Origin of the sequence: Streptomyces sp. NPDC023838, assembly GCF_040639555.1 — a bacterium.
In the GTDB taxonomy this organism is placed as follows: Bacteria; Actinomycetota; Actinomycetes; order Streptomycetales; family Streptomycetaceae; genus Streptomyces.
This window is the reverse complement of sequence record NZ_JBFAAD010000014.1, coordinates 112,646-132,845: the sequence shown is the minus strand read 5'-3', so window position 1 is coordinate 132,845 and position 20,200 is coordinate 112,646. Positions and strand designations below refer to the sequence as shown.

Here is a 20,200-nt window from a genome sequence, read left to right as displayed (position 1 = left end):
TACCAGTCCCGACGCCGTCTGTCCATAGCCCCCGTGGGCGAGCGATGTCAGTGCCCGCAGGTAGATTCGATGGTGGGTACGGAGCCGCCCGCACGCGGCGCGTGCCCGACCGACCAACGACAGCAGGAGTGATTCGCGTGGATCGTGTCGCGCTGCGCGGCCTCAAGGCCCGTGGGCACCATGGCGTCTTCCCCCGGGAGCGCGAAGAAGGCCAGACCTTCATCGTGGACCTGGTGCTCGGCCTCGACACCCGCCCCGCGGCGGCCGATGACGACCTGGCGAAGACCGTGCACTACGGAGTGGTGGCCGAGGAAGTCGTGGACGTCGTCCAGGGCGAGCCGGTCGACCTGATCGAGACGCTGGCCGAGCGCATCGCCCAGCAGTGCCTGAAGCACGCGGGGGTCCAGCAGGTGGAGGTGTGCGTCCACAAGCCGGACGCGCCGATCACCGTCCCCTTCGACGACGTGACCATCACCATCACCCGGAGCCGAGTATGACTGTGTTCTCCCACGAGAGCCCGCAGAGCGACCCGACCGTGCAGCCGGTGCCCGCCTCCGTGGTCGAGCAGGTCGACGCGGCGGACGTCACCCTCTCCAACCCGAAACGGGCCGTGATCTCCCTCGGCTCCAACCTCGGCAACCGCCTGGAGACGCTCCAGGGCGCCATCGACGCGCTGGAGGACACGCCGGGCCTGCGGGTCAAGGCGGTCTCGCCGGTGTACGAGACGGAGCCGTGGGGCGTTGACCCGGGCTCCCAGCCGTCGTACTTCAACGCGGTGGTGGTCGTGAAGACGACGCTCCCCCCGAGCTCGCTCCTGGAGCGCGGCCAGGCCATCGAGGAGGCCTTCGACCGGGTCCGCGAGGAGCGCTGGGGGCCGCGCACGATCGACGTCGACATCGTTGCCTACGCCGATCTCGTCGTGGACGACCCGGCCCTGACGCTGCCCCACCCGCGCGCCCACGAGCGGGCGTTCGTCCTCGCCCCGTGGCAGGACGTGGACCCCGAGGCCCAGCTGCCCGGCCGCGGCCCGGTCGCCGCCCTGCTCACCGCGATCGGCCGAGAAGGCGTGCTGCCGCGCGCCGACCTGGAACTCCGCCTGCCCGAGTAGTCGTTAGGCTGCTGACGGCGATCTGACGGCGAGTAGGTTCCGACATGAAGGGCACTCTTCGGTGAAACAACTGAGGCTGGGCGTACTGGCGGGACTCTTCGCCGTCGCCGGAGTGCTCTCCTGGGCAGGGGCCCGGCTGTGGGACTCCCTGGGCACCCTGCCGAGCGTCCCGCTGGCCGCGCCCATCGTGCTGGCCGTGATCGCGGTCATCCTGTTGGCGACGGCCCTGTCCATCCGCTCCCGGCTGCGCGCCCAGCGCGAGCGCCGCCCCGGCGCGAAGGGCGTCGAGCCCCTGATGGCGGCACGCGCCGTGGTCTTCGGCCAGTCCAGCGCCCTGGTGGCCGCCCTGGTCTCGGGGATGTACGGCGGCACGGGCGTCTTCCTCCTCGGCTCCCTGGACATCCCGGCCCGCCGCGACCAGGCGATCTACGCGGGCTTCTCGGTCGCGGCCGGCATCGCGGTCGTCGCGGCGGCGTTCTTCCTGGAGCGCGTCTGCAAGCTCCCGGACGACGAGGACGAGGGCAAGGCACCGGCGGTCTGACCGGCCTGCCGGGCACGGCCGGAAAAAATCTTCGAGATTTCTCCGCCGGCGATGTCACACATGAGGGCCGCCGCGGTTCAGCGAGGTGTGGGGGCGCGCAGAGATGCGGGCCTTCGCTCCAGACCTCCGCCGCGTCAACCCTCGTAGGAGCATCCGATGTCCCTGGCATACGTCATCGTCGCCGTCCTCACCGCCGCCTGGGTCGGCTTCTCCGGGTTCTCCCTGCTGCGCCGGGCCGACTTCGTGACCGAGCCGCTCGTCGAGTACGGCGTCCCGCGCTCGTGGTGGACCCCGCTGGGCCTGGCCAAGTCGGCCGGCGCGATCGGGCTGCTGGCCGGCCTGGCCGTCCCCGCGCTCGGCATCGCCGCCGGAATCGCCCTGGTGCTCTACTTCCTCGGCGCCGTCTTCACCGTCCTGCGGGCACGCTCCTACAAGACGGTCGCCTTCCCCATCCTCTACCTGGCCCCCATCGTGGCCACCCTGAGCCTGGGCTACGCCGCCTGAACGGCGACGGCGGGCACGGCCGCGGCATCCCGCGCCCGTGCCCGCCCACGGCCACTTCGTACGCCGGGCGCGCTCCCGCACGCCCGGCGTACGACTGCGTTCGTCTACCGCGCCAGTATCAGGCTCATCGCCTCGGCGCGGGTCGACGCCTCCCGCAGCTGTCCGCGCACCGCCGACGTGGTGGTCTTCGCGCCCGGCTTGCGGATGCCGCGCACCGACATGCACATGTGCTCGGCCTCGATCACCACGATCGCGCCCCGCGCCTCCAGGATCCGCATCAGCGAGTCCGCGATCTGCGTGGTCAGACGCTCCTGGACCTGCGGGCGGCGGGCGTACACGTCCACCAGCCGGGCCAGCTTCGACAGACCGGTGATCTTGCCCGTGTCCGCCGGGATGTAGCCGACGTGGGCCACCCCGTGGAACGGGAGAAGATGATGTTCACAGAGCGAGACGATCTCGATGTCCTTCACCAGGACCATCTCGTCGTGCCCCAGGTCGAACGTCGTCGTCAGGACGTCCTCGGGCTCCTGCCGCAGACCGGCCAGGATCTCCCGGTAGGCCCGGGCGACCCGCCCCGGCGTCTCCCGCAGCCCTTCCCGGTCCGGGTTCTCGCCGACCGCGATGAGGAGTTCGCGCACGGCGTTCTCGGCGCGCTTCTCGTCGAATTCGCCGATGGGGCTTTCGCCGTCCAGCGTCACCGGGTCGGTCATCTGTGCCTCGTTCCTCGTCCATGAGCGCGGATGTACGAAAGCGCCGCGCCCCCACAGGCTAAAACCTGGGGGGCGCGGCGTGCATTCCGGGTCCGAGGAGCTAGGGATCAGCTCTCGGGGCGGTCTTCCACTCCCGGGAGCTGCTCGGTCGGGACCGAGTCGGTCGGGGCCGCGCCGTTGGCCGTGGACGCGCCGTTGGTCAGGGCGAGCTCCCTGGGCGACAGGACCGGGGGGCGGGTCGACGGCGTACGCCGCGACGAGCCCGTCCAGGCCGGACGCGCGGGGCGCCGGACGATGGGAGCGAAGATCTCGGCGATCTGCTCCTTGCCCAGCGTCTCCTTCTCCAGGAGCTGGAGAACCAGGTTGTCGAGGACGTCGCGGTTCTCGACGAGGATCTCCCACGCCTCGTTGTGCGCGGTCTCGATGAGCTTCTTGACCTCTTCGTCGACCAGCGCCGCGACCTCTTCCGAGTAGTCGCGCTGGTGCGCCATCTCACGGCCCAGGAACGGCTCCGTGTTGTCGCCGCCGAACTTGATCGCGCCGAGCCGCTCGGTCATGCCGTACTGCGTGACCATCGCGCGGGCGGTGGCCGTGGCCTTCTCGATGTCGTTCGCCGCGCCCGTGGTCGGGTCGTGGAAGACGAGCTCCTCGGCCGCGCGCCCGCCCAGCATGTAGGCGAGCTGGTCGAGCATCTCGTTGCGCGTGGTCGAGTACCTGTCCTCGTCCGGCAGGACCATCGTGTAGCCGAGGGCCCGGCCGCGCGACAAGATCGTGATCTTGTGGACCGGGTCCGAGTTCGGGGAAGCCGCCGCGACCAGGGCATGTCCGCCCTCGTGGTACGCGGTGATCTTCTTCTCCTTGTCGGACATGATCCGGGTCCGCTTCTGCGGGCCCGCCACGACGCGGTCGATCGCCTCGTCCAGCATGTCGTTGTCGATCAGCTTCTGGTTGCTGCGCGCCGTGAGGAGCGCCGCTTCGTTCAGCACGTTCGACAGGTCGGCGCCGGTGAAGCCGGGGGTGCGCCGGGCGACGGCCGAGAGGTCGACGTCCGGGGCGACCGGCTTGCCCTTCTGGTGGACCTTGAGGATCTCCAGACGGCCCTGCATGTCCGGGCGGTCGACCGCGATCTGGCGGTCGAAGCGGCCGGGGCGCAGGAGGGCCGGGTCGAGGATGTCGGGCCGGTTGGTGGCGGCGATCAGGATGACGCCGCCCTTCACGTCGAAGCCGTCCATCTCGACGAGCAGCTGGTTGAGCGTCTGCTCGCGCTCGTCGTGGCCACCGCCCAGGCCCGCGCCGCGGTGCCGGCCGACGGCGTCGATCTCGTCGACGAAGACGATCGCCGGGGCGTTCGCCTTGGCCTGCTCGAAGAGGTCACGGACGCGCGAGGCGCCGACGCCGACGAACATCTCGACGAAGTCGGAACCGGAGATCGAGTAGAAGGGGACGCCGGCCTCACCCGCGACGGCACGCGCGAGGAGGGTCTTGCCGGTGCCGGGCGGGCCGTAGAGGAGCACGCCCTTGGGGATCTTGGCGCCGACGGCCTGGAACTTCGCCGGCTCCTGGAGGAACTCCTTGATCTCGTGGAGCTCCTCGACGGCCTCGTCGGCCCCGGCCACGTCGGCGAACGTCGTCTTCGGGGTGTCCTTGGTGATGAGCTTCGCCTTGGACTTCCCGAAGTTCATGACCCGGGAGCCGCCGCCCTGCATCTGGTTCATCAGGAACAGGAAGACGACGACGATGAGGACGAAGGGGAGCAGCGAGAGCAGGATCCCCACGATCGGGTTCTGCTTCGAGGGGGAGACCGTGTAGCCCTTGGTCAGGTCTCCGCTGTCGAACTTGCCCTGCAGCTTGTTGGCCAGGCTGGTGCCCTGGGCGTCGCCGATGTAGCTCGCCTGGATCTTGTTGGCGCCCTTGACCTTCTGGCCGTCCTTGAGGTCGACCTTGATGACCGACTCGTCGCCGGTCGTGATCTTGGCTTCGTCTACCTGGTTCTTGTCGATCGCCTGGACGACCTCAGAGGTGTCCACCGTCTTGTAGCCGCCCGACGAGCCGACGACCTGCATCAACACGACCACGGCGAGGACGGCCAGCACGATCCACATGACCGGCCCACGGAAGTATCGCTTCACGTCCATCCATACGGAGCGAGAACGCCCCGTCCCTCCTGCCCGTAGGTAAATGCTGCTGTGAGTAAAGACTGTTCTTCGGACGGTACCCCAGCATTGTCACCCGCGGCCGCAAGGGACAGCTGGCAAACCCGCCTTCCCAAGCTCCAACGCGGGAAGGGGGCTCTGGGTTCCCGGCCGGGTTCCCCGCTCAGCCGCCGTAGACGTGCGGAGCGAGAGTCCCGACAAAGGGGAGATTCCGGTACTTCTCGGCGTAGTCGAGGCCGTATCCGACGACGAATTCATTCGGAATGTCGAATCCGATCCACTTCACGTCGATCGCGACCTTTGCGGCATCCGGCTTACGGAGCAGCGTGCAGACCTCCAGGGAGGCGGGCTCGCGGGATCCGAGGTTGGAGAGCAGCCAGGACAGCGTGAGGCCGGAGTCGATGATGTCCTCGACGATCAGGACGTGCTTGCCCTTGATGTCGGTGTCGAGGTCCTTGAGGATGCGGACGACGCCGGAGGACTGGGTGCCCGCGCCGTAGGAGGAGACGGCCATCCAGTCCATCGTGACCGGGGTGGACAGCGCGCGCGCCAGGTCCGCCATGACCATGACGGCACCCTTGAGGACGCCGACGATCAGGAGGTCCTTGCCCGCGTACTCCGCGTCGATCTTCGCGGCCAGCTCAGCCAGCTTGACGTCGATCTCTTCCTTGGTGATGAGCACCGACTGGAGGTCGGTGCCCATGTCCTTCTCGTTCACCCGGGCCACTTTCGTTGTACGTACGTGAGCTCAGCTCTGCCGGATGACCAGTCTGCCACCCTGCCGCCGTGCCTCGACGCGCCCGGGGAGGTTGATCGCCCGCTGGCCGCGCCAGCCCGTGATCAGGCGGTCGACCTCCTCGACGTGCCGGGCGAAGAGCGAGCCGGCGGGGGAACCGGCGTGGATGAGGGCCTTGCGCAGCACCCGGCGGCGGACCGCGGCGGGCAGCGCGTAGAGCCTGCCGCAGAGCAGCTCGCCGGCCTCGTCCCGTACGGACGGGTCGGCCTCGGCGGCCCAGGCGTCCAGCGCGTCGGCGTCGTCGCGGGAGAGCTCGGCGGTGCGCGCCAGGGCCTCCACGACGCCCTTGCCGAGCGCCTTCTCCAGCGCGGGCAGGCCTTCGTGGCGCAGCCGGGAGCGGGTGTAGGCGGGGTCGGCGTTGTGCGGGTCGTCCCAGACGGGCAGCGACTGGACCAGACACGCCTTGCGGGCCGTGTGCCGGTCGATCTGGAGGAAGGGGCGGCGGTAGCGGCCGTGGGCGCCGGAGACGGCGGCCATGCCGGACAGGGAGCGGGTGCCGGAGCCGCGGGCGAGGCCGAGCAGAACCGTCTCCGCCTGGTCGTCGCGGGTGTGGCCGAGCAGGACGGCGGCGGCGCCGTGGCGCTCGGCGGCGGCGTCCAGGGCGGCGTAGCGGGCGTCCCGGGCGGCGGCCTCGGGGCCGCCCTCGCGGCCCACCTTCACGGCGATGGCCTCGACCGGGTCGAGCCCCATCGCGGTGAGCCGGGCGGCGACCTCGGCGGCGCGCTGGCCGGAGCCGGGCTGGAGGCCGTGGTCCACGGTGACGGCGCCGGCGCGGACGGAGAGCTTGCGGGATTCGAAGGCGAGGGCGGAGGCGAGCGCCATGGAGTCGGCGCCGCCGGAGCAGGCGACGAGGACCAGGGGGCCGGTCGCGTCGCCCTCGCGCGCGTGGTCGCGGAGGGAGTCGGGGGGCGGGGTGCGGCCGTCGTGGAGGACGAGCGCGTCGTGCAGTACGTCGTGGAGTGCGCGGCGGACCGCCAGGCGTATCGCCGCGACCGCAGGATGGGGACCCATGTCCGGTGCCCTTCGGTGAAGTTGGGGGGAGTGCCTCGGGACGAGGGGGGAAAGATCGGTCACACAGAGTGCGTAGATGGTGACAGAACCGAGCCGATACCCGAGCATTGCACGCCTACCCATGCCCCACGGTCCCTCGGATGGGTGATCCTGCGCATTTCCGGGGGACAGCCGCGAGCCCCGGGTACGGGGGTGCGGTCGGCGCTCGTCCCGTCAGCCCTCCGTCCTGCTGTGCACCCGCGCGACCCAGTCCGCCGGTTTGGCGATCTCCGCCTTGGTGGGGAGCGTGTTGGGCGAGGTCCAGACCCGGTTGAAGCCGTCCATGCCGACCTGGTCGACGACCGCCCGTACGAACCGCTCGCCGTCGCGGTACTGGCGCAGCTTCGCGTCCAGGCCGAGCAGCTTGCGCAGGGCCAGGTCGAGGCGGGAGGCGCCCTTGGCGCGGCGCTGCTGGAACTTCTCGCGGATCTCCGCCACCGAGGGCACCACCTGCGGTCCCACGCCGTCCATCACGAAGTCCGCGTGGCCCTCAAGGAGCGACATCACGGCGGTGAGGCGGGAGAGGATCTCGCGCTGGGCGGGCGTCTGCACCAGCTCGACCAGGGAACGGCCGCTATCGCCCTCCTCCCCCTCGGGACGGCTTCCGGCGAGCGACTGGGCGGCCTCGCGCAGCCGCTCCAGGACGGTCATCGGGTCGACGTCGGTCTCGCCGAGGAATGACTGGATTTCGCCCTCAAGGTGGTCGCGCAGCCAGGGCACGCCGGTGAACTGGGTGCGGTGGGTCTCCTCGTGCAGACAGACCCAGAGCCGGAAGTCGTGCGGGTCGACGTCGAGCTCGCGCTCCACGTGGACGATGTTGGGGGCGACCAGCAGCAGGCGCCCGCCGCCGTTCTCACCGGCCGGAAGCTCGCGGGTGGGGGGTGCGAACGTCTCGTACTGCCCCAGGACGCGCGAGGACAGGAAGCTGAGCAGCATCCCCAGCTCCACACCGGTGACCTTGCCGCCGACCGCGCCGAGCACCGCGCCGCCCGGGCTGCCGCCCCGGCGCTCCTGCATCTTGTCGAGCAGCGGCTTCAGGACTTCCCTGAAACCGGCCACATTGGCCTTCACCCAGCCCGCGCGGTCGACCACGAGGACGGGGGTGTCGGCGGGCCGGACGCCCTCCGGGATCATCCGGGTGAACGCCCGTACGTGTTCTTCCGAGGCCTTGGCATGCCGGCGCAGCTCGGAGACGACAGCACGCGCCTCGTCCCGGCTCACGTCGGGGCCCGGCCTCACCAGTCGGGTCGCGGTCGCCACCGCGAGGTTCCAGTCGACCATCCCAGAGGAAGCAGCACCACCGAGGCTCGTCATGCGTCAACCGTACGTTGTCCCCTCCTCCAGGGGAGGAGGGTTGACGCCGGGCGGTTACGAGGAGGGGGCGGCGGCACCGGACCGGCAGCCGCAGCGGGCCAGCTGTTCGGCGAGCCTGTCGAGGGCGTGCTGGGCCGCGTCGGGGCCGGGGGTGCTGTCGGCCAGGAAGGCGAAGGTGAGCAGATGGCCGTCGGCGTCCACGACCGTGCCCGCGAGCGCGTTGACGCCGGAGAGGGTGCCGGTCTTGGCGCGGACGAGGCCAGTGCCCGTGGACGCGGCCCCGTAGCGGGCGCGCAGGGTGCCGGTGAACCCGGCGACCGGCAGACCGGTCAGGACCGGGCGCAGCTCCGGGTGGGCGGGGTCGGCGGCGCGGGCCAGCAGCAGGGTCAGGAGCTCGGCGCTGACGCGGTCCTCGCGGCTGAGGCCGCTGCCGTCGGCGAACCGGGCGCCGGCGGCCTGCGGCAGGCCGAGCGCGGCGAGCCGGGCGGCGACGGCCTTGGCGGCCCCGTCGAAGTCGGCGCTCTGCCCGGCGGCGATCGCGGTCTGGCGGGCCAGCGCCTCCGCGAGGTCGTTGTCGCTGTTGGTCAGCATCCGCTCGACCAGGTCCGAGAGCGGCGCGGAGAGCGTGCGGGCGAGCTCGGCGGCGCCCTGCGGGGCCCTGGCGGGCCGGGGCGGGCTCGCGGTGATGCCGCGCTCGCGCAGCAGCGAGGCGAACGTATGGGCGGTGTCGCCCGCCGGATCCCCGCTGCGCGGGGCAGGGCCGCTGTCGCTGCCGTCCGTACGCCCCTCGTCGGTCATCAGCGCGACCACGCGCGCGATGTTCTCGTTCGGGCCGATGGGGTGCAGCTCGGGGCCGCTGTAGCGGGAGAGGTCGTAGGTGAGGACGGCGTCGGTGACGCCCCGGGTGCGCAGGGCGCGGGCGGTGGCGTCGGCCAGCGCGCGCAGGCCGTCCTTGCCGAGCGTGGGGTCGCCGCCGCCGACGAGGGTGAGCGCGTTGCTGGTGGCGGGGGCGACGACGGTGGTGGGGATGCGGTGGTCGGGGCCGAGCGCCGACAGGGCGGCGACGGCGGTGGCGATCTTGACGGTGGAGGCGGGCGTCATGGCGGTGTCCGCGCGCTGCCCGTAGAGCTGCTTGCCGGTGGCCGTGTCGTACACGGCGGCGGCGGGCTGCGGGCCGAGGCCGGGCGCGGCGAGCAGGGGCCCGAGGACCTGGTCGAGCACGGTGTCCGCGGGGGCGCTCGCAGCGGCGTTCGCGGGGGCGCTCAGCGCGGTGAGCACGCCCCTCGCGCTGGGCGCGGGCGCTGGTGCGGGGGGCGCGCCCAGGTGATGTGCGCCACCTGTCTGCCGGAGGGCAGCTACGCGGTCGCGCTCCGCCGTACGCTGACCGGAGTCCCAGGGACCGGCCGCGGCCACCGCTCCGGCCGCCACCGCCATGCCTACCGCAGCCGCACCCGCCATGAGCTGCCATGTCTTGGGTCCCGGCACCGAGGACCAGCCCCTTTCGCGATCACACACCTGCGTGAGGGACACTTAATCACCAGAACTGCGTCTTGCCGCGAACATGGCACTCCGGGTCAGCACCGGCGGCCCATCCGGCTGAATGTCCCGGGCCCGGCCCGGGGGCGCAGAACCGTCCCATGCATGTGCTGATCACTGAGGAGAGCCACCCGTGGAGTTCGACGTCACCATCGAGATCCCGAAGGGTTCGCGGAACAAGTACGAGGTGGACCACGAGACCGGCCGGATCCGCCTGGACCGTCGGCTCTTCACCTCGACCAGCTACCCCGCGGACTACGGTTTCGTAGAGAACACCCTCGGCGAGGACGGCGACCCGCTGGACGCGCTGGTCATCCTGGACGAGCCGACCTTCCCCGGCTGCCTGATCCGCTGCCGCGCCATCGGCATGTTCCGCATGACCGACGAGGCGGGCGGCGACGACAAGCTGCTCTGCGTGCCGGCGTCCGACCCGCGCGTCGAGCACCTGCGCGACATCCACCACGTCTCCGAGTTCGACCGCCTGGAGATCCAGCACTTCTTCGAGGTCTACAAGGACCTGGAGCCCGGCAAGTCCGTCGAGGGCGCCAACTGGGTCGGCCGCGCCGAGGCCGAGGAGGAGATCAAGGCCTCCTACAAGCGCCTGGAGGCGCAGGGCGGCGCGCACTGACGCGTTCTCATCCGTACGACGACGGGCGGTGCACCTTCCGGGGTGCACCGCCCGTTGTCGTACGACTTGATGATCGCCCACATACTGGGCACACGCATGCGTACGGCAGGGACTGGAGGGAGGTAAGGGGTGGCTGAGCAGCAGGGGGCGGAGGAGCGCAAGTCGTCCTCGGACGAGGCGCGCAGCGCCTTCGCGGCTCCCGACGGGGTGGACCAGCCCGGGCCCCCCGAGGAGGACGCGCCGACCTCCGAGTTCGCGCTGCCGGCCGGGGTGCCGGAGCCCGAACCGGTCCACGAGCAGCCCGCCTCGGCCTTCGCGCCGCCCCGCACCTACTCGGCCCGCGAGGCCCCGCCCGCGACGGTGACCACCGCCGGGCTGCCGCTGATCCGGCTCTCCAAGGACGCGCCCTGGCAGGACCGGATGCGCACCATGCTGCGGATGCCGGTGGGCGAGCGGCCGGTGCCGGAGACGGCCCTGAAGAGCGACGAGTCCGGGCCCGCCGTGCCGCGCGTGCTCGACCTGACGCTGCGTATCGGCGAGCTGCTGCTGGCGGGCGGTGAGGGCGCGGAGGACGTCGAGGCGGCGATGTTCGCGATCTGCCGCAGTTACGGCCTGGACCGCTGCGAGCCGACGGTGACGTTCACCCTGCTGTCCATCACCCACCAGCCGTCGCTGGTGGACGACCCGGTCACGGCGAACCGGACGGTACGCCGCCGGGGCACCGACTACACCCGTCTGGCGGCCGTGCACCGGCTCGTCACGGACATGACCAGCACCGAGCACGACGTCACCCTCGAAGAGGCCTACCGCCGGCTCGCGGAGATCCGCCGCAACCGGCACCCGTACCCCGGCTGGCTCCTCACGCTGGCCGCGGGCGGCCTAGCCGGGGCGGCCTCCGTGCTGGTGGGCGGCGGCGTGACGGTGTTCCTGGTGGCCGCGGCCGGCGCGATCCTCGGCGACCGGCTCGCCTGGCTCTGCGCGGCGCGCGGGCTGCCGGAGTTCTACCAGTTCGTGGTGGCGGCGATGCCGCCCGCGGCGATGGGCGTGGCGCTCAGCCTGCTCGGCTGGGACCTGCGGCCCTCGGCGGTGATCACCGGTGGGCTGTTCGCCCTGATCCCGGGGCGGGCGCTGGTGGCCGCCGTCCAGGACGGCCTGACCGGCTTCTACATCACCGCCTCGGCCCGCCTCCTGGAAGTCACCTACTTCTTCGTGGCGATCGTGATCGGCGTGCTCACCGTGTTGTACGGGGGGCTCCAGGTCGACGCCAAGCTGAACCCCGAGGGGGCGCTGAGCCCCATCGAGCGGCCCATCGTGCAGACGCTCGCGTCGATGGTGCTGTGCCTGACCTTCGCCGTCCTGCTCCAGCAGGAACGGTCCACCGTGTGGATCGCGACGGTGAACGGCGGCATCGCCTGGGTGATCTACGCGTCGATCGCGGTCACCGCGAAGGGCTCACCGATCATGGCGACGGCGGTGGCCGCGGGGCTGGTCGGCCTCTTCGGCCAGCTGCTCGCGCGTTACCGCAACACCTCGGCGCTGCCGTACATCACGGCCGCGATCGGCCCGTTGCTGCCCGGCAGCGCCACGTACTTCGGCGTACTGGCGATCGCCCAGAACCACCGGGACCAGGGCCTCGCCAACATCGCCAAGGCGGCGGCGCTGTCGATGGCCATCGCGATCGGGGTGAACCTCGGGAGCGAGATGTCCCGGATGTTCCTCAAGGCGCCGGGCGCGGAGGCCCGGCGGGCGGCCAAGCGGACGCGCGGGTTCTAGGGCCTGTCGCCCTAGGACCGAGCCCGCGCGGGGGCTTCAGCGCTTGGCGTGGCGCCTGCGCTGGGGGCGCGGCTGGGACAGGTCCGAGGGGCCCTGGGTGCCGGGGCCGGCCCCCGGGCCCGCCTTCTTGGCCTTGGAGCGGGCCCGCAGGAACTCGATCGCGATCGGGATCACCGAGACCAGCACGATCGCGACCAGCATCAGCTCGATGTGCTTGTGCACGAACTCCACGTTGCCGAGGGACGCGCCGAGCAGCGTCACACCCGCGCCCCACAGCGTGCCGCCGATCACGTTGTACGTGATGAAGGAGCGGTAGTTCATCCGGCTCACGCCCGCGATGATCGGCGTGAACGTCCGTACGATCGGCACGAAGCGGGCGAGGACCAGCGACTTCGGGCCGTACTTCTCGAAGAACTCGTGGGCCTTCTCCACGTTCTCCTGCTTGAACAGCTTGGAGTCCGGCCGGTTGAAGAGCGAAGGTCCGACCTTGCGGCCGAAGAGGTAGCCCACCTGGTCGCCCAACACGGCGGCGGCCACGACCATCAGGCACATCAGCCACAGCGGGGTGTCGAGCTTGCCGCTGGTGATCAGCAGACCGGTGGTGAACAGGAGCGAGTCGCCCGGCAGGAAGAAGCCGATGAGCAGGCCGGACTCGGCGAAGACGATCACCAGCAGGCCGACCGGGCCGAAGGACGACAGCAGCTGGTCGGGGTCCAGCCAGCTCGGACCGAGTGCGAGGTTGGTCACGGGTTCCGGGCTCCTGGGTCAGGGTCGGGGCGAGGGGGCGCGTAAGCGTGCGTTGACGGGGCCAAAGCTATCAACGCCTCCGGCGTGATCCAGGTTCCACCGGGTTCCTGGGGATGCGCTGTGCCCGGGCGGGTACAAAGCTGGGTCCCAGGATCTCCAGGAGGTAGACGCGATGGGCATCGAGGAATTCGGCGGCGGGCAGGGCGCGCAGTCCGACGTACTGGTCGTGACGACGAACGACGTACCCGGCTATCAGGTCCAGCAGGTCATCGGAGAGGTCTTCGGCCTGACCGTGCGCTCCCGGCACCTCGGCAGCCAGATCGGCGCCGGCCTGAAGTCCATGATCGGCGGCGAGCTGAAGGGGCTGACGAAGACGCTCGTGCAGACCCGGAACCAGGCGATGGAGCGGCTGGTCGAGCAGGCACGCACGCGTGGGGCGAACGCCGTCCTCATGATGCGGTTCGACGTCACCGAGGCGGCCGACGTCGGGACGGAGGTCTGTGCGTACGGGACGGCCGTCGTGATCGCGAAGCTCTGAGACCACGGCGTTCTGAGGCTACGGCGTTCTGAGGCTACGCAGCTCTCAGACCGCGAAACTCCGAGCAACTCCGAGCAAGTCCGAGCAACTCCGAGACCACACAGCTCTGAGACGGGGACCGTTCATGGCACTGCATCCCGGCGGCAAGACGCACGAGCACGAGAAGGAGGACGGGCGGCTCGCGTTCAACCCGTTCTACGGGGAGGCGGACCCGGTCGGCTCCATGACGTCGGCGCCGCCCCGGCACCGGCTGCCGGACCGCCCGCTGGCCCCCTCCACCGCGTATCAGATCGTCCACGATGAACTGATGCTGGACGGCAACTCACGGCTCAACCTGGCCACCTTCGTCACCACCTGGATGGAGCCGCAGGCCGGGGTGCTGATGGCGGAGTGCCGGGACAAGAACATGATCGACAAGGACGAGTACCCGCGCACCGCCGAGCTGGAGCGGCGCTGTGTGGCGATGCTCGCGGACCTGTGGCACGCGCCCGACCCGGCCGGGGCGGTGGGCTGTTCGACGACGGGGTCGAGCGAGGCGTGCATGCTCGCCGGGATGGCGCTCAAGCGGCGCTGGGCGAAGCGGAACGCGGACCGCTATCCGGGGCGGGACGCGGTGCCGAACCTGGTCATGGGCGTGAACGTCCAGGTCTGCTGGGAGAAGTTCTGCGCCTTCTGGGAGGTCGAGGCGCGTCAGGTCCCGATGGAGGGCGACCGCTTCCACCTCGACCCGCAGGCGGCGGCCGAGCTGTGCGACGAGAACACGATCGGCGTGGTCGGGATCCTCGGCTCGACCTTCGACGGATCGTACGAGCCGATCGCGGAACTCTGCGCGGCGCTCGACGCGTTGCAGGAGCGTACGGGGCTGGATGTGCCGGTCCATGTGGACGGCGCGTCCGGGGCGATGGTGGCGCCCTTCCTGGACGAGAACCTGGTGTGGGACTTCCGGCTGCCCAGGGTCTCGTCGATCAACACGTCCGGGCACAAGTACGGGCTGGTGTACCCGGGGGTGGGGTGGGCCCTGTGGCGCTCGGCGGAGGAGCTGCCGGAGGAGCTGGTGTTCCGGGTGAACTACCTGGGCGGGGACATGCCCACGTTCGCGCTGAACTTCTCGCGGCCGGGCGCGCAGGTGGTGGCGCAGTACTACACGTTCCTGCGGCTGGGGCGGGAGGGGTTCCGGGCGGTGCAGCAGACCACGCGGGACGTGGCGCGGACGCTCGCCGAGCGCATCGAGGCGCTGGGCGACTTCCAGCTGCTCACGCGCGGGCACGAGCTGCCGGTGTTCGCGTTCACGACGGCGCCGGAGGTCGATCGGTACGACGTGTTCGACGTGTCGCGGCGGCTGCGGGAGCGGGGCTGGCTGGTGCCCGCGTATACGTTCCCGGCGCACCGGGAGGATCTGTCCGTGCTGCGGGTGGTGTGCCGGAACGGGTTCTCGTCCGATCTGGCGGCGATGCTGGTGGAGGACCTGGGGCGGCTGCTGCCCGAGTTGCGGCGGCAGCCGGGCCCGCTGGGGCGGGACGAGTCTGTGGCTACTGCGTTCCACCACTGAGTGGGGCCGGGGGGAGCGCCGTTTTCGCTGGGCGCCGTGTTCGACTGCGGATCGTGCGTGGTTGCTCGCGCCCACGCGGCGGACCCCCGCACATGTCACAGCCCCGCGCCCCTGAGGGGGTGGGGGTTGCCGCACCGGTTGCCTGCGGCCGCAGTCGCCCAAGGGGCGCGGGGGGCTGTCGCGGGGTGCGGGGCACCACGCCTCACGCCTCCGCGTACGGGTTCTCCTCCCCGTCCGCCAGGATTCCCACGAACGGGGCCCCCTCCCCCGCGAAGCTGTACGCGCCCGCCTCGATCCTCGCGATCAGGCCCCTCGTCCACTCCGCCTCGCCGTCCGCCGAGTGGATCCACATGTTCATGATCTCGCCGATGTGGCCGAGGGACTCGGGGCCCTCCTCGGGGGTGTAGTGCTCCGTCACCCTCGACCGCCAGGCCGCCAGGCGCTCCAGGCGGTCGCGGAGCAGCGTCACCACCTCCGGGCGGGGCAGGTCGACCATGAAGCCGATCGCCGCCGAGAGCATGTCCATCTTCTGGTCGTACGAGGTCAGCGCCGCGCGCAGCAGCTTCAGGTACTCCTCGAAACCCGCGTCCGTCAGCTCGTACTCGGTGCGCGGCGGGCCACCCGCCGTGCTCGGCGCGATCTCGTGGGCGTGCAGCACGCCCTCCTTCGCCATCTGTTTGAGGGCGTGGTAGATCGAGCCGGGCTTGGCGTTGGACCACTCGTGGGCGCCCCAGTACTCCAGGTCGTTGCGGACCTGGTAGCCGTGCGCCCGGCCGTGCTGGCGGATCGCGCCGAGCACGAGAAGACGGATCGCTGACATGCGCCTCAGCCTATGACCTCACCCGTTCGCGAGAGCAACCACCTGGTCGCTCAGAACGGGAACAGGCTCCTCCCGTGCTGCACGGAGATCCACTTCTGGGTGGTGAACGCCTCCACCGTCGAGTCCCCGTTCAGCCGGCCGAGCCCCGAGTACTTCTCGCCGCCGAACGACACCAGCGGCTCGTCCTGGATGGTCGAGTCGTTGACGTGGATCATCCCGGTGACGATCCGCTTGGCGAACCGCACGCCCCGCTCCACGTTCGCGGTGTGGACGGCGCCGCTCAGTCCGTACGGGCTGTCGTTGGCCATCCGTACCGCCTCCTCCTCGCCGTCGAAGGAGAGCAGCAGCACCACCGGGCCGAAGATCTCCTGTCGCAGCAGCGGGGAGTCCTCGGGCAGCCCGGTCAGGACGGTCGGCTCGACGAGGCTGCCGCGCGTACGGCCCCGTACCAGGGCGGTCGCGCCCTCGGCCAGGGCCTGGTCGACGAGTGAAGTGAGCGCGTCCGCCTGGAAGTTGTTGATCACCGGGCCGATGTCGGTGGCCGGGTCGGCCGGGTCGCCGGTCTTCAGGGACGCGACCCGCGCGCAGAACTTCTCGGTGAACTCCTGCTCGATGCTCCGGTCCACCAGGACGCGGTTCGCGGCCATACAGACCTGGCCCTGATAGACGAAACGGCTGAAAACGGCCGCCTCGACCGCGTAGTCGATGTCCGCGTCCTCCAGGACCACCAGCGCGCTGTTGCCGCTCAGCTCCAGGATGGCCCGCTTGAAGTGGCTGCCCGCGACGGCGGCCACATGGCGGCCGGTGCGGTCGGAGCCCGCGAACGAGATCACCTTGGGCACCGGGTGCTCTATCAGCGCGTCGCCTATCTCGGCGATGTCCGTGACCAGCACGTTCAGCAGTCCGGCCGGCAGGCCCGCGTCCTCGAAGATCTTGGCGATGAGGCCGCCGCCGACCACCGGCGCGTTCTGGTTCGGCTTGATCACGACGGCGTTGCCGAGCGCCAGGGCCGGTGCGACCGACTTCAGCGTCACCAGGAAGGGGAAGTTGAAGGGGCTGATCACCCCGACCACGCCGACCGGCAGCCGGTAGACGCGGTTCTCCTTGCCGTCGACGGGCGAGGGCAGGATCCGGCCCTCCGGCCGTATCGCCAGCTGTATCGCCTCGCGCAGGAACTCCTTGGCGAGGTGCACCTCGTACCCGGCCTTCAGGCGGGTGCCGCCCAGCTCGGTGACGATCGCCTCGATGATCTCCGGTTCGCGCTCCTCGGTGATCCGCAGCGCGCGCTCGAAGACCAGTCTTCGGCTGTACGGGTTGGTCTCACCCCAGCCGATCTGGGCGCGCTCGGCCGCGCGATAGGCCTGGTCGACCTCGTCCACCGTGGCGACGGTGATGGCGGCGAGCTTCTCCCCGTTGTACGGATCGAAGTCGATGATGTCCCACGACCCGCTGCCGGTGCGCCACTCACCGTCGATGTACTGGTGGGCCAGGTCGGTGAAGAAGGACATGCCATCCCTTACTGCTGCCACTGCGCCGCCACCGTGTCCGTCGCGAACGTGTTCGTCGTCGCGTCCACTGTGTCCCCCGCTTCCGGTACACAACCCTGATGTGACGTCATCGTACTGACGCATCAGATGAGTTGGAGCAGTCCACGGAGAAGATCGCGGCTCTCCTCCGGCCCCGGGCTGTCTTCCTGGAGCCGTTCCATCGCCCTTTCGTACTGGGCGACCTCCTCCGGCTTGTCCAGATAGAGGGAGCTGGTGAGCTGCTCCAGATAGACGATGTCGGAGAGGTCGGACTCCGGGAAGCGCAGCAGGGTGAAGGCTCCGCTCTCGCCCGCGTGGCCGCCAAAGCTGAACGGCATCACCTGGAGGGTCACGTTCGGCTGCTCGGACACCTCGATGAGGTGCTTCAACTGGCCGCGCATCACCTCCCTTTCGCCGTACGGGCGGCGCAGCGCCGCCTCGTCCAGGACGGCGTGGAACCTCGGCGCGCGCTCGGAGACGAGGGCCTTCTGGCGCTCCAGGCGCAGCGCCACACGGCGGTCGACCTCCGCGTTCGACCCGTTGGGCATACCGCGCCGCACGACGGCGTGCGCGTACGCCTCGGTCTGCAACAGGCCGTGGACGAACTGGACTTCATAGATCCGGATGAGCGAGGCCGCGCCCTCCAGACCGATGTACGTCTGGAACCAGCCGGGGAGCACATCGCCGTAACTGTGCCACCAGCCCGCGATGTTGGCCTCCTTGGCCAGCCCCAGGAGCGACGCGCGCTCGGCGTCGTCGGTGACCCCGTAGAGCGTCAGCAGGTCTTCGACATCCCTTGCCTTGAAGCTCACCCGCCCCAACTCCATACGACTGATCTTCGACTCGGACGCCCTGATCGAATACCCGGCGGCCTCACGGGTGATGCCCCGGGACTCGCGCAGGCGCCTGAGCTGCGATCCCAGCAGAATGCGCCGGACCACCGACCCGCTCGACTCTCCTGCGGTCACTTCGCTGTCCTCCCCAACCGACGGTCCTCGGCAGTCTGCCACCAAAACGCTTCGCCCCGTACTCATTCGATTACGGAAATGGTCAAGCTCCGAAATCGGCCTCGGGAAGAAATGAGCAAGAATCACCACGGGGTTGGACAGGTCTGGCACGTGCACGTGCATCTGCCCTTGCATCAGGAGCGGGCATTCGGAACCATGGTCCCCGCGCACCTGCGTGCTCGTCTTGTGTCCTGCTGTGCCTAGCGTTCTGTTCTGCTGTACGCCACGTTCGCCTGTACCGCCACGGCCGCGAATCCCGGGAGTGCCTCGCATGGGGACGAATGGATCGACCATGCTGGAGCCGTTGGAGCCTTTAAGGCAGGCCCTCCCGCCCATCGACCCGTCCGCCGTGGCCAGTTCCGCGTCCTGCGCGCTGCCCGCCCGCTATGAAGCCGTGGGCGGCGCCCGGCAGTTCACCAAGAAGACCCTCGGCCAGTGGGAGCTCTCGGAGCGCTTCGACGAAGTGGCCCTGGTCGTCTCGGAGCTCGTCACCAACGCCCTGCGTCACGCGCTGCCGGCCGACACCGCCCGCGAGTCGGACGCGCCGCCCGTGCGGCTGCACCTGATGCGCTGGACCAGCCGCCTGGTGTGCGCGGTGCGCGACCCCAGCGTGGACAGCCCGTCCTCGCCGGGCTCGGACGACTGTGACGCGGAGTCGGGGCGCGGTCTGTTCCTGGTGGACTCGTTCAGCGACTCCTGGGGCTGGCACCCGCTCACGGGCACGCTCAGCGGCAAGGTGGTCTGGGCCTTGTTCCGCCTCCAGTCGGCCGACTGAGCCGGAGCTTCTTCCCCGTACGGTACGAGGGCCCCCACATGGGGGCCCCTTCGCGTTTCCAGGGCCCGTTCACGTATCCGGGACCCAGGTCGGTGGTTTCCGGGGCTCAGTCGGTGATCAGGTGGTCGAACTCGCCGTCCTTGACGCCGAGCAGCATCGCCTCGATCTCCGCCCGCGTATAGACCAGCGCGGGTCCGTCCGGAAACGTCGAGTTGCGGACGGCGACCCTCCCACCCGGCAGTCTGGCGAACTCCACGCAGGTGCCCTGGGAGTTGCTGTGTCGGCTCTTCTGCCAGACGACATCCGAAAGCTCCGTTGCCGCCATGCCGTTGTACGCGTGGTGCAAGGTCGCTCCCGGGGATGTGCAGGGGGATGTGCAGACGTACATCTGTGAAAGGTCAACTGACCCGGATCATAGCCGTGTTCATGTGCGTCTGCATGAGCATATGCACGTGCACGCGCGGTACTCGGGTCGTTACAGGCATTTCACCGGGTTGGACTCCTCGTCCACTGGGTATAGACGCGTCCCGCGCCCTCCAGGTTCACGCGCTGGTAGCTTGTCGCGTCCGGAAAGTGTCCGAGAACCGTCGAGGCAAGGGGATTCAGCAGTGCGCAGGCATGTACGTACCGGGGCGGGCGCCGTGGCCCTCGCCGCCTGTCTCGCCCTGGCCGGGTGCTCCAGCTCGGACAGCGGCGACAAGGACAAGGACAAGGGCACCGGCGCGGCCGGGCAGAGCGCGAGCCCGAGCGCGAGCGGCGCCACGGGCGGCAGCGGCAGCTCCGGCGGCGGCAAGGTGGCCGCCAAGGACATCGCCGGCGCCTGGGCGGCCGTCCTCCAGGGCAAGCCCACCGCGCTGGTGATCAGCGGTACGACCGTCGCGCTCGGCGGCGAACACACGTGCAGCGGCACGGTCAACGACAACGGCATGGCGATGATCGAGCTGAAGTGCGCCGACGGCAACACCGACCGCGTGGCGGGCATGCCGTCGCTGAGCGCGGACGGCAAGACCCTCACGATGAAGTGGGAGGGCGGCGCGACCGACACCTTCACCAAGTCGGAGCTGGACGGGAAGCTGCCGACGGGCATCCCGACGGCGGGGCTGCCCACGCCCTGACCCCCTGCCC

General features: G+C 70.4%; 21 protein-coding genes. 10 read left to right on the top strand and 11 right to left on the bottom strand.

Going from position 1 to position 20,200, the window contains the following annotated elements; all coding sequences use genetic code 11:
- Positions 1–137 precede the first annotated feature (137 nt).
- The 4 genes from folB to AB0G17_RS19275 all read left to right on the top strand — a co-directional run bounded on the left by folB (position 138) and on the right by AB0G17_RS19275 (position 2,153).
- A complete protein-coding gene (gene folB / locus AB0G17_RS19290; protein WP_101389407.1) occupies positions 138–497 on the top strand; it encodes a dihydroneopterin aldolase in 360 nt (119 codons plus the stop codon).
- The gene (folK, locus tag AB0G17_RS19285; protein WP_361383663.1) at positions 494–1,108 is read left to right on the top strand and encodes a 2-amino-4-hydroxy-6-hydroxymethyldihydropteridine diphosphokinase; all 615 of its coding nucleotides are present in this window, start codon (positions 494–496) and stop codon (positions 1,106–1,108) included. Before folB ends, folK begins: the two co-directional genes overlap by 4 nt.
- A 61-nt stretch (positions 1,109–1,169) precedes the next feature.
- Positions 1,170–1,649, top strand: a complete 480-nt coding sequence (locus tag AB0G17_RS19280) for a DUF3180 domain-containing protein (protein ID WP_361383660.1) — start codon at positions 1,170–1,172, stop codon at positions 1,647–1,649.
- Between the two features lie 156 nt (positions 1,650–1,805).
- On the top strand, positions 1,806–2,153 hold the full coding sequence (locus tag AB0G17_RS19275) for a DoxX family protein (RefSeq protein WP_361383657.1): 348 nt from the start codon (positions 1,806–1,808) through the stop codon (positions 2,151–2,153).
- 104 nt (positions 2,154–2,257) lie between these two features.
- Here AB0G17_RS19275 and folE read toward each other — a convergent pair whose 3' ends face one another.
- From folE to dacB, 6 genes are all read right to left on the bottom strand, one after another.
- Positions 2,258–2,863: a GTP cyclohydrolase I FolE gene (gene folE, locus AB0G17_RS19270; RefSeq protein ID WP_361383654.1), complete on the bottom strand. Its 606-nt coding sequence runs from the start codon at positions 2,861–2,863 to the stop codon at positions 2,258–2,260.
- Between the two features lie 107 nt (positions 2,864–2,970).
- Entirely contained in the window at positions 2,971–4,998 is a 2,028-nt protein-coding gene (gene ftsH / locus AB0G17_RS19265) for an ATP-dependent zinc metalloprotease FtsH (protein WP_361383651.1), read from the bottom strand.
- A gap of 181 nt (positions 4,999–5,179) precedes the next feature.
- Positions 5,180–5,719: a hypoxanthine phosphoribosyltransferase gene (hpt, locus tag AB0G17_RS19260; RefSeq protein WP_361383835.1), complete on the bottom strand. Its 540-nt coding sequence runs from the start codon at positions 5,717–5,719 to the stop codon at positions 5,180–5,182.
- Positions 5,720–5,764: 45 nt separating this feature from the next.
- Positions 5,765–6,823, bottom strand: a complete 1,059-nt coding sequence (gene tilS, locus AB0G17_RS19255) for a tRNA lysidine(34) synthetase TilS (RefSeq protein ID WP_361383648.1) — start codon at positions 6,821–6,823, stop codon at positions 5,765–5,767.
- A gap of 213 nt (positions 6,824–7,036) precedes the next feature.
- Complete coding sequence (locus AB0G17_RS19250; protein WP_361383645.1) at positions 7,037–8,176, bottom strand: zinc-dependent metalloprotease; 1,140 nt, start codon at positions 8,174–8,176, stop codon at positions 7,037–7,039.
- A 54-nt stretch (positions 8,177–8,230) separates the two neighbouring features.
- The gene (dacB, locus tag AB0G17_RS19245; protein WP_361383832.1) at positions 8,231–9,634 is read right to left on the bottom strand and encodes a D-alanyl-D-alanine carboxypeptidase/D-alanyl-D-alanine-endopeptidase; all 1,404 of its coding nucleotides are present in this window, start codon (positions 9,632–9,634) and stop codon (positions 8,231–8,233) included.
- 211 nt (positions 9,635–9,845) lie between these two features.
- Between dacB and AB0G17_RS19240 the strand changes: the two genes are divergently transcribed.
- Both AB0G17_RS19240 and AB0G17_RS19235 read left to right on the top strand, forming a co-directional pair.
- Positions 9,846–10,340, top strand: coding sequence for an inorganic diphosphatase (locus AB0G17_RS19240; protein WP_101389400.1), 495 nt, complete (start codon positions 9,846–9,848; stop codon positions 10,338–10,340).
- 129 nt (positions 10,341–10,469) lie between these two features.
- Positions 10,470–12,113: a threonine/serine exporter family protein gene (locus AB0G17_RS19235; protein WP_361383642.1), complete on the top strand. Its 1,644-nt coding sequence runs from the start codon at positions 10,470–10,472 to the stop codon at positions 12,111–12,113.
- Between the two features lie 36 nt (positions 12,114–12,149).
- Here the strand turns inward: AB0G17_RS19235 and AB0G17_RS19230 are convergent, their stop codons facing one another.
- The gene (locus AB0G17_RS19230) at positions 12,150–12,860 is read right to left on the bottom strand and encodes a VTT domain-containing protein (protein WP_361383639.1); all 711 of its coding nucleotides are present in this window, start codon (positions 12,858–12,860) and stop codon (positions 12,150–12,152) included.
- A gap of 172 nt (positions 12,861–13,032) precedes the next feature.
- On the opposite strand from AB0G17_RS19230, the gene AB0G17_RS19225 reads away from it, so the two are divergent.
- Together AB0G17_RS19225 and AB0G17_RS19220 are read left to right on the top strand one after the other, a co-directional pair.
- Positions 13,033–13,398 (top strand): YbjQ family protein, encoded by a 366-nt coding sequence (locus AB0G17_RS19225; protein ID WP_361383636.1) that lies wholly within the window; start codon positions 13,033–13,035, stop codon positions 13,396–13,398.
- Between the two features lie 124 nt (positions 13,399–13,522).
- On the top strand, positions 13,523–14,947 hold the full coding sequence (locus AB0G17_RS19220) for a glutamate decarboxylase (RefSeq protein ID WP_361383633.1): 1,425 nt from the start codon (positions 13,523–13,525) through the stop codon (positions 14,945–14,947).
- 202 nt (positions 14,948–15,149) lie between these two features.
- Here the strand turns inward: AB0G17_RS19220 and AB0G17_RS19215 are convergent, their stop codons facing one another.
- The 3 genes from AB0G17_RS19215 to AB0G17_RS19205 form a co-directional block, all read right to left on the bottom strand.
- Entirely contained in the window at positions 15,150–15,767 is a 618-nt protein-coding gene (locus tag AB0G17_RS19215) for a PadR family transcriptional regulator (RefSeq protein WP_361383630.1), read from the bottom strand.
- A 50-nt stretch (positions 15,768–15,817) separates the two neighbouring features.
- The gene (locus AB0G17_RS19210) at positions 15,818–17,275 is read right to left on the bottom strand and encodes an aldehyde dehydrogenase family protein (protein WP_361383627.1); all 1,458 of its coding nucleotides are present in this window, start codon (positions 17,273–17,275) and stop codon (positions 15,818–15,820) included.
- 122 nt (positions 17,276–17,397) lie between these two features.
- The gene (locus AB0G17_RS19205; protein ID WP_361383623.1) at positions 17,398–18,261 is read right to left on the bottom strand and encodes a helix-turn-helix transcriptional regulator; all 864 of its coding nucleotides are present in this window, start codon (positions 18,259–18,261) and stop codon (positions 17,398–17,400) included.
- Between the two features lie 310 nt (positions 18,262–18,571).
- Between AB0G17_RS19205 and AB0G17_RS19200 the strand changes: the two genes are divergently transcribed.
- Positions 18,572–19,075, top strand: a complete 504-nt coding sequence (locus AB0G17_RS19200; RefSeq protein ID WP_361383620.1) for an ATP-binding protein — start codon at positions 18,572–18,574, stop codon at positions 19,073–19,075.
- A gap of 106 nt (positions 19,076–19,181) precedes the next feature.
- Here the strand turns inward: AB0G17_RS19200 and AB0G17_RS19195 are convergent, their stop codons facing one another.
- Entirely contained in the window at positions 19,182–19,421 is a 240-nt protein-coding gene (locus tag AB0G17_RS19195) for a DUF397 domain-containing protein (RefSeq protein WP_361383617.1), read from the bottom strand.
- A gap of 262 nt (positions 19,422–19,683) precedes the next feature.
- Between AB0G17_RS19195 and AB0G17_RS19190 the strand changes: the two genes are divergently transcribed.
- Positions 19,684–20,190, top strand: a complete 507-nt coding sequence (locus tag AB0G17_RS19190; protein WP_361383614.1) for a hypothetical protein — start codon at positions 19,684–19,686, stop codon at positions 20,188–20,190.
- Positions 20,191–20,200: the final 10 nt, after the last annotated feature.